3 protein-coding genes are annotated in these 2,135 nt (G+C 61.6%); all 3 read right to left on the reverse strand.

Annotated elements, in window-relative coordinates:
• Positions 1–536 (reverse strand): MarC family protein (locus tag GXX82_18255; protein NLT24981.1); only part of this gene is annotated, 536 nt, incomplete at its 3' end.
• Positions 533–730: a hypothetical protein gene (locus GXX82_18260; protein ID NLT24982.1), complete on the reverse strand. Its 198-nt coding sequence runs from the start codon at positions 728–730 to the stop codon at positions 533–535. The genes GXX82_18255 and GXX82_18260, both read right to left, overlap by 4 nt.
• Positions 711–2,135: hypothetical protein (locus GXX82_18265; protein ID NLT24983.1), on the reverse strand; the 1,425-nt coding region annotated here is incomplete at its 5' end. The genes GXX82_18260 and GXX82_18265, both read right to left, overlap by 20 nt.

Genomic DNA, 2,135 nt, shown 5'->3' on the forward strand with positions numbered 1-2,135 from the left:
GCGATGGAGGCGATGATGAGGCTGAAGACGCGGGAGAGGGCCTCGACGACGCGTTTGCCGAGGAGTTTGAGGATGAAGCCGGAGAAGTGGAGGACGGCCCAGCAGATGATGATGTTGAGGACGAGGGAGATGAGGTAGTAATAGAAAGGGTACTGGTTCCATATGATCATGGAGGTGGCGAGGACGGCGGGGCCTGCGAGAAGGGGTATCCCCAGCGGCACAACGCCGAAGAACTCGTTCTCTCCGGCGGGCTCGGAACGGCCCTGGATAAGGTCCCTGATGGCGGTTATGAAGATGACGATGCCGCCGGCAATGAGGAAGTCCTGCATGGATATCCCGAGATAGGTCATGACCCTGTTGCCGACGATGACGAAGATGAGGGATATGGTGAATGCCGTGAAGAGGGAGTCCCTGAGGTGCCGTGTTCTTCTGGCACTGTCCATGGAGGCGGTGAACCGGATGTAGAGCGGCAGGACCCCCAGGACGTCGAAGGCCACGAAGAGGGGGATGAAGGAAAGGAGAAAGGTATCGATCATGACGATCTCTCCGCCCTGACATATAACCGGGCGTTCTCGGAAAGCGCCCCATCAAGGCCCGTTTCGTTGCCCCATTCGTCGAAGACCTTCTTCCCGGTCTCGACGTCACCGAGAAGGCCCGCCCCGATGAGGGCATGGCGTACCGTCATGCCCGGGGCCAGGTGGATCTCCCTGTCATTTACGAGTACCTTCATCGGCTGCGCCTTCGACCCTTATCCTTCCCTCCACGGCCGGTGCCAGCTTCTTCAACCGCAGAGCCTCGGATACGACCGTGTCCCTCACCCATCTGCCCGCATCGTTGTAAACGATGTTTCCGCTCTTTATCGTTCCGCCGAGGATCTCGAAATCGGAAGATTGCCTGATGGCCTCACGGAACACCTGGTACCCGTCCCCTCCCGCGGCCAGGAAGTCCACGGTGGCCACGACGTACTGCTTTGAAGGAACGATCGGCTCGCCGCCGACGTGGACCGTCCCCACCCTGTTGCCCGGTTTTCTCGCCGGCGAGTAGGTGACGGTGAGGCCGGCGACCTGCGGGAAGCGCCCCTCCTTCAGTTCGACCCCGGAAAGCCCGTATTCGAGAGCGTCCCGGATCTGCTGCCCCGTCAGTCGAATGCCCACTATGTAATTGTTGAAAGGCAGGACGGAATAGATGTTGCCGACAGTGACGGGACCCTTCTTTATACTGGTGCGGAGCCCGCCTCCGTTGATGATGGCCGCATCGGCGCCGGATTCCTGCCGGAGGATGTCGGAGATGAAATTGCCGAGATTGGTCTCCCTCACTCGCACGTTCTCTCCGTCGAGATCGACCTCGGCCTCGGCGATGACCCTCCCCATGGATTCGTTCACCTTGTCGGCCCACTTCTCCACGATGGCGGCGACCTTCTCGTCCTTTGCCGTCTTCGCGGGTACGACCTCCTCAAGCCTGCCCTCCGCGGCAACGATCCTGCCCGACTCCACCGTGAGGTCGAGGACCCCCAGTACCAGGCCGTGCTCCCAGGCCTGGACGATCACGGTGCTGCCCACCGTGATCGGTTTCACTCCCTTTGTGTGGGAATGCCCGCCTACGATGACATCGATGCCTTTCACGGCCGACGCGAGGGCCATGTCGGCGTTGTATCCCAGGTGGGACAGGACGACGATGATGTCGGCCCTGCCACTCAGCTCGGCAATGCAGCGTTCGACCGTCGCGGCGACGGGCATGAAGGTCAACCCCTCGACGTTGCGGGGGTGTGTCGCCGTGGGGGTCTCCTCCGTGACGACGCCGATGATCCCGACCCGTATGCCGTCCACCTCTTTGACAACGTAAGGCTTGAGCGCGTCGAGGCCTGTCACGTTCGCCCCGAGGACGGGGAAATTCGCCTCTCTGATCCGTTCCGTGAGCGCCGTCTTGCCGAAATCGAATTCGTGGTTGCCGACGACCATGGCGTCGAAGCGCATGGTGTTCATGACCTCTATGACGGGCTTTCCTTCAAAGAGGTTTGCCCAGGTGTTCCCCTGGATCATGTCCCCGGCGGAGACGAGGAGCGAGGGTTTCTCCTTCCTCAGCTTCTGCGCGAGGGAGGCGAGGCAGGCGACGCCCCCGCGGAGGTCGTCGGACCC

The sequence above is a fragment of the Syntrophorhabdus sp. genome (assembly GCA_012719415.1).
GTDB lineage: Bacteria > Desulfobacterota > Syntrophorhabdia > Syntrophorhabdales > Syntrophorhabdaceae > Delta-02.